Annotated in this window: 5 protein-coding genes and 1 tRNA gene (1 of these 6 cut by a window edge); all 6 read left to right on the top strand. The window is 33.6% G+C overall.

Features of this window, described 5'->3' with window-relative positions:
• Positions 1 to 31: transfer RNA gene (locus QVO42_RS07770), tRNA-OTHER, on the top strand (it extends 96 nt beyond the left edge of the window).
• A gap of 149 nt (positions 32 to 180) precedes the next feature.
• On the top strand, positions 181 to 675 hold the full coding sequence (locus QVO42_RS07765; RefSeq protein ID WP_022425558.1) for a transposase: 495 nt from the start codon (positions 181 to 183) through the stop codon (positions 673 to 675).
• Between the two features lie 5 nt (positions 676 to 680).
• Complete coding sequence (locus QVO42_RS07760) at positions 681 to 938, top strand: DUF3592 domain-containing protein (protein ID WP_022425557.1); 258 nt, start codon at positions 681 to 683, stop codon at positions 936 to 938.
• Between the two features lie 595 nt (positions 939 to 1,533).
• On the top strand, positions 1,534 to 3,231 hold the full coding sequence (locus tag QVO42_RS07755) for a ribonuclease J (protein ID WP_022425555.1): 1,698 nt from the start codon (positions 1,534 to 1,536) through the stop codon (positions 3,229 to 3,231).
• Positions 3,232 to 3,277: 46 nt separating this feature from the next.
• Entirely contained in the window at positions 3,278 to 5,509 is a 2,232-nt protein-coding gene (locus QVO42_RS07750; RefSeq protein ID WP_022425554.1) for an FtsK/SpoIIIE family DNA translocase, read from the top strand.
• Positions 5,510 to 5,605: 96 nt separating this feature from the next.
• The gene (locus QVO42_RS07745) at positions 5,606 to 6,703 is read left to right on the top strand and encodes a BMP family lipoprotein (RefSeq protein WP_022425553.1); all 1,098 of its coding nucleotides are present in this window, start codon (positions 5,606 to 5,608) and stop codon (positions 6,701 to 6,703) included.
• Positions 6,704 to 7,027: the final 324 nt, after the last annotated feature.

Genomic DNA, 7,027 nt, shown 5'->3' with positions numbered 1-7,027 from the left:
GTCATGGGTTCGAATCCCCTCGTGGACGCCATCTGTAAATCACCTCGGTTATTCCGAGGTTTTTTTATAGTTAAAAAATATTTAAAACACCTATAAATAGGCATTATGAGCAATTACTTCAACACATTTTATTTCTAAATCCTTTATAATCATAGATGTAGAAAGGTTTTGGTGATAAATATGAATAAAAATAATTACTCTTTATATCGTTTAATGAATATCTATATGAATGATTCTCTTGCAGGAATCCGTTTCTTCTATAATATTAAATGGCCTCAAGGCTTTGTTTGTGAAGAATGTGGTAGTTCACATTATATTTATGATGAAGATAACAGATGTTTCATCTGTGCTCATTGTGGACATAAAGAAGATTTACTGGCACATACTGTCTTTTCAGAATGTCTTGATAATCCTAATTCTCTTGTCTTAGGACTTTATCTATGTCTTACAAGCAAGCGTAGAGTGACTCAGAAAGAACTTGCCCAGCTTGTAACTATTCCTACTAAGAGCGCTGCAATACTTATTAAGAATACAGAAATGATTGATGAATGTAATATCCAGGAGGATATTATTAAGAAGATGTTTGAAGTAACTGAAAATCCCTTATTAAAAAATGTATCTTATAGTAATAAGAATGAGTCAAATCGTGCTATAATACCAACGAAAGCAGGGTGATTTATATGACAGAAACAACAGGTTCAATTATTAATATAGTGAATACTGGTCAGGTGATTACATTAACTGTAAAGTATATGGTTGATCATCATGTTTATTCATTTAAAGAAGAAGCTGTATTAAAGCCAGCAAGACAATTACTATTATTTAAATCTAAAAGAAAAGTACCTGTGTTAGGTACTTTAAGAGTAGGACAGGAAGTCACTGTCTATTATGATGAAAAGCATCCAAGTACTGCTTATCTTAAAGATAATGCGAGATAGAATGTTTATAAGTTTCTAGGAAGATGATAAAGGATAGAAAGCATAGCCATTCAAACAAGCCTGTAATATCTGCAAGAAAGTATAATACAGTCGTTAACATAAGACATAATGATATCAATAGCTGCAGGAGCTTATAGGCTAAGTAAGTATGAGTTTGATGTAAATCATAGAGAAACATTACAAGAGTAATGACTATGAATATAATTCCAATAAAACCTATATAAGTATGACATTCTGAAAAGAAGTCATGACTTGATCTTTTAAAAGGCATAAAAAGACTTATAAGAAGACATAGACCCGATATATGGACAAGTGCTTTACGTTTTGTGATTTGGTATAACTGATACCAGTAATAGATTAAAAACACAAAAAAGAAGCACTGCATTGGATAATGATATTGTGGCATGCTCATAACTCCAGATAAATTATTACGTATCAAACTGAGTCTGGATGCAAAATATGCCAGTATTATAAGAAAAATGATATGTACCATAAAAACCTCCTGCTTCATTATAACTGCTTCTATTTGAGAAGAATAGAAAGATATGCTAAAATATATTAAATGTGATAGGTTGAACATATTGAAAGGAGTATTATGAAACACAATAATGTTAAAATCATGCCTCTAGGTGGACAAGCCGAAGTAGGCAAGAGTATGTACAGTATAGAAGTAAACGGAAAGATTTTCATCATTGATGCAGGTTACCGTTTTCCGGATTTAGATAAGCTTGGTGTTGATATCATCATTCCAAGTTTTGATTATTTAATTGAAAGAAAGAAGGATATTGTCGCCATCATAATCACCCATGGACATAATGATGTTATGGCAGCATTACCTTATTTATTAAATGCTATTCAGGGTGTTCCTGTATATGCGCCTAATTTAACTGCAGACCTCATTGAAATGATGATTGATCATTATCAAAGACATCAGAAAAAGAATCTTCATATGGAACTCATTCGTGTAAAACGTGATGAATCTATTAAGATTGCTGGTATTCCAGTAGAATTCTTCCCTGAAACACATTCTATTCCTGGAAGTGTTGGTGTAGCTATCTGGACACCTGATGGATATGTTGTATATGGTGGAGAATTCATTATTGACTTTGGTTCTCCTGAAGGATTTAGATGTAATATCCAGAAGATGATGGAGATTGGAAAGAAGGGTGTTCTTGCCTTAATGGTTGAATCATCTGGTGCAAGTAATCCTGGTTATACTTCTCCAAATCATAAGCTTACAAATAAGATTGAATCTATGTTTGAAGATGCATCTGGTAGAATTATTATTTCTTCTTATGCCCAGAACGTCTTTAGAACAAAAGAAATCGTAGAACTTACTAAGAAATATCATCGTCAGATTGTCTTCTATGGTCGTGATAAGTATGATCAGACAAATAGTATTATTCGTTTAGAAAAGACAACACGTGAACCTGTTATTACTGTTCCAAGTAAATATCTAGGTAAGAAAGAAAATGTAGGTATTCCAGCAAAGGATTCTAACTATGTTATTCTTTTAAGTGGTGCACCTAATACAATCTATAATGATATTTGTGATATTTTAGATGGTGGAGATGAACTATTAAAAATCAGAGAAGGGGATACATTTATTGTTGCTTCTCCAGTACTTCCAGGTACTGAAAAAATTGCGAATAAAGCACAGAATGATTTATTTAGAACTCCTGCTGATGTTCATATTCTTAAAAATAAAGAATTACCATCAATGCATGCTTCTATCGAAGATATCAAAGTATTTATTCAGTTATTTAATCCTAAGTACTATGTTCCAATCAAAGGTGAATATCGTCGTTTTGTAGCTAATGCACATATTGCCAATGAAATGGGCATTGATAATGATCATATCGTAATTCTAGATAATGGTGAAAAGTGTACTTTTGAAAATGGACAGTTAGATGAAAATCGTGAAGTCATTGAAATCGAAGATGTCATGATTGATGGTATTGGTGTAGGTGATGTTGGAGAAAAGGTTATTGATGACCGTATCCAGTTATCTAATGATGGAATTGTAGTAGTAGGTGTCACTATTGATTCACGTACTAAAGAAATCATTGCCCAGACAGACTGCCAGACACGTGGATTTGTTTATTTAAAAGATTCTGGTTATGTCATTAAAGAAATTATTAATATCTGTGAGGGTGTTGTTTCTAAATTAAAGGATGATCCTCAAATGGATGTTCAAGATATACGTAATGAGATGAAAGAATTATCTATGCGTTATATTATGAAAGAAACAGGTAAGAAACCTGTATTCATTGGTGTTGTAGTAGAAATATAAGCAGGATTTATTCCTGCTTTTTAAAACTGTGAAAGGAAGTGAAAACATGGCTGAAAAGAAAACAAAGAAACCTAAAAAAGCACCTGTATCCAAACAGCCAAAAAAACAAGAAGAACCTAAATCTAACAAGATCAAAGTAAGACTAATCGCCTTATTCTTATTGTTTATATTCTTTATTAGTATATGTCAATTAGGAATAGTAGGTGGATTCTTCCATACACTCATGGTTTATATTTTTGGTAGTATGATGATTTATCCAATTCTTATTATACTCTCTATTGTATCTGCTTATTTTGTAATAAAGGGAGAAGCACCTCAATGGAAAGGACCACAAGCTATAGGGCTTGTTATGATGATTATTGGTATCTTACTTATTTGTACGTATGCAGGTAATATGCATTCTACAGGTAGTATGAATAACTATATAAAACATGATGGTGTTACAAGTGGTGGTTTAATAGGTTCATTATTATATGCGCCACTAAGTGCTTTATTTTCTCCTATTGGAACTCTTATTTTTGGTATTATTTTACTACTAGCTGGTCTTGCATTATTCTCTAGTAAGTATATTCATCAATATAAAATCAAACAGAATGAAAAAGAAGCACAGGATGCAGTAGAAGTATTTGAAAACAAGAAAGAAACATCTAAAGTAAAAGATTTCTTTGCACCTAAGCAAAAAGAAAAGGGATTCTTCCCTGATAAAGTATTTGAAGAGAAAGAACCTTTAAAGGAACCTGATATAGATCTTACTTTTAATCAAAAGAGTATGCGTTTAGATATTGAAAAGAAGAAACCTAAAAAGATGGAATACAAGGATGGTGTTTATCAGCTTCCTTCATTTGATTTATTAAATCCTATTCGTAATACAGGTAACTTATCAGAAGAAGCCAAACATGCTAAAAGTACAGGAAAGATTCTTGAAAACATGTTTGAAGAATTTGGTGTCAATGCGAATGTAGTACATCTCTATATTGGACCTACAGTTACTAAATTTGAAATTAAGCTAGAAGCAGGTACACGAGTTAATCGTATCTTGCAGTTGCAGGATGATATTCAGCTTGCATTGGCTGCCAAAGAAATTAGAATTGAAGCACCTATTCCAGGTAAACCTTATGTAGGTATTGAAGTGCCTAATAAAACAGCCGCTATGGTCCCATTTAATGAAGTTTATCAGCTTTCTATGCGTGATCATACATGGGATAACAAGTTAGCTGTTCCACTAGGTAAAGATGTATCTGGTAATCTGATTGTCGCAGAACTCAATAAAATGCCTCATTTACTTATTGCAGGGGCGACTGGTTCAGGTAAATCAGTCTGTGTGAACTCTATTATTACTTCTATTCTTATGAAAGCAACACCAGATGAGGTAAGACTCATTCTTGTTGACCCCAAGAAGGTGGAATTATCTAATTATAATGGCGTACCTCATTTATTATCTCCTGTTGTCACTGATCCTAAAAAAGCAGCAGGTGTATTACAGCAGGTTGTTGCAGAAATGGAAAGACGTTATGAAGTTTTTGCAGAGAATGGGCAGCGTAATATGGAATCTTATAATGTTTATGCAAGAACGTTCAATGAAAAGGCTAATGATGAAGATAAAAAAGAAATCATGCCTTATCATGTTGTGATCTTAGATGAAGTTGCTGATTTAATGATGGTCGCTTCTAAAACAGTAGAAGATTGTATTATGCGTATTTCACAGATGGCTCGTGCTGCAGGTATTCATCTTATTGTCGCAACACAACGACCATCTACTGATATTATTACAGGTGTTATCAAAGCTAATATTCCATCACGAATTGCCTTTGCAGTGTCTTCAAGTGTTGACTCACGTACAATATTAGATGCAACAGGGGCTGAAAAACTACTCGGAAAAGGGGATATGCTCTTTAGTCCAATGGGTTCTAGTTCACCAGTACGTGTACAGGGTGCATTTGTGGCAGATGAAGAAGTAAGTCGTGTTGTAGAGTTTGTTTCTAAACAGATGGATGCAAACTATGATGATAATTATGTCAATGCGAAAGAAGTGTCCAATGGTGGTTCTTCAGTCAATGATTCTTTAGATGATACAGAAGAAGAATATGAAGAATGCCGTGAATTTGTCATTAAAGAGCAACGTGCAAGTACTTCTTTATTACAAAGAAGATTCAGAATTGGCTACAATAAAGCCGCCCGTATCATGGATCAATTAGAACAAAATGGTGTTATTGGCCCACAGATAGGTTCTAAACCAAGGGAAGTTTACATTCGAGGTTATAGCGAAGAAGATATTTAAGATATCTTCTTTTTTTGATTAATTAAGCGTTAACACTTTATAAAGTAGCAATAAAGTGTTAAGATTAATGTATATCAAAAGGAGGAATTGAATAATATGAAAAAGCTTATGGCATCTGCTGTAGTACTTTCAATGGTACTCGTTGGCTGCGGTTCTAGTTCTAAAAAGGACACAAAAAAACCAGAAATCGCTTTGATTACTGACTCAGGAGGAATTAACGATAAGTCGTTCAACCAGTCAGCATGGGAAGCAGTAAAAGAGTATGGAACTAAAAATGATAAGGGTTATAAGTATTATAAACCTGCTTCATTCGATACTGCTGGTTATAAGGATCAGATCAAGAACGCTGTTGACAATGGTGCAAAAGTCGTTGTTTTACCAGGTTTCAAATTTGCTGCTGCATTAGGTACAATCCAGAATCAAGAAAAATACAAGGATGTTAAGTTCGTTGCGATCGACTTCACACCTACTGATGAAAAAGATAACGCTGTAGATGTTGCAGATAATGTTTACTGCGCAACTTATAAAGAACAGCAGCCAGGTTATTTAGCTGGTTATGCTGCTGTAAAAGAAGGCTACACAAAGATTGGCTTCATGGGTGGTATGGCACTTCCTGCAGTAATTAACTATGGTTATGGTTATTTACAGGGTGCTAACGACGCTGCAAAAGAATTAAATATTAAAGTTTCTGCAAAATATACTTACACAGGTACATTCAATGAATCACCAGAAATTAAGACTAAAGCTACTGGATGGTACAATGGTGGTACTGATGTAATCTTTGCTTGTGGTGGACAGATTTGTAACTCTACCTTCGCTGCTGCAGAAGATACAAACAAAAAGTCTATCGGTGTAGATAGTGACCAGAAAGATGATTCTAAAACAGTTATTACTTCAGCTATGAAGGGTGTTAAACAGACTGTATTAGATGAAATTACAAATGCTTTCAATAACAAGTTTGAAGGTGGCGCTCATGTATTAGGTGCAGAAGGCGACTACATTGGTCTTTCAACTGATTTCTCAAGATTAAAGAAATTCACAAAGAAAGATTACGAAAAAGTATTCAAAGATGTTAAAGATGGCAAAGTAAAAATTATTACTTACTCAGATGTTGATCAAAATGCGAAGGGTGATCCTAATACAAAGGTATTAAAGGATGCTTTAACTAACGTAACAGTATCTTACGAGAACTAAATAGAACCTATAAAAGTGGCTTAAATAGCCACTTTTTTTGATTGAGAAAGATAACAGATAGGCAGCAAAGATAGATTCCTCATATTATAAGAGATCAATTTTTTAGCAAACACCATAAAAAAATAAGGACCAAAGATTATATGCTCTGGTCCTTATTTGCTTTTTCAATAACGGCTTCCATAGCTTCTCACATGCTTATCTGAACTCATTTACAAACTTAGTCTTGTAACTTACACCAACTGCTTTCATATTGCTTTTTAATCAAATTTTCCCATATTGATTCATTTAAAAAAACTGTTATGAAATGACCGTTGTCAAGACATA

It is taken from the genome of Catenibacterium sp. CAG:290, assembly GCF_000437715.1.
Classification (GTDB): domain Bacteria; phylum Bacillota_I; class Bacilli_A; order Erysipelotrichales; family Coprobacillaceae; genus Catenibacterium; species Catenibacterium mitsuoka_A.
The sequence above is the reverse complement of the archived record's forward strand: the minus strand, read 5'-3'. Positions and strand labels throughout refer to the sequence as shown.

Coding starts and splice junctions, on each gene's coding strand:
- QVO42_RS07765 (WP_022425558.1), top strand. CDS start 181: ATGAATAAAAATAATTACTCTTTATATCGTTTAATGAATATCTATATG.
- QVO42_RS07760 (WP_022425557.1), top strand. CDS start 681: ATGACAGAAACAACAGGTTCAATTATTAATATAGTGAATACTGGTCAG.
- QVO42_RS07755 (WP_022425555.1), top strand. CDS start 1,534: ATGAAACACAATAATGTTAAAATCATGCCTCTAGGTGGACAAGCCGAA.
- QVO42_RS07750 (WP_022425554.1), top strand. CDS start 3,278: ATGGCTGAAAAGAAAACAAAGAAACCTAAAAAAGCACCTGTATCCAAA.
- QVO42_RS07745 (WP_022425553.1), top strand. CDS start 5,606: ATGAAAAAGCTTATGGCATCTGCTGTAGTACTTTCAATGGTACTCGTT.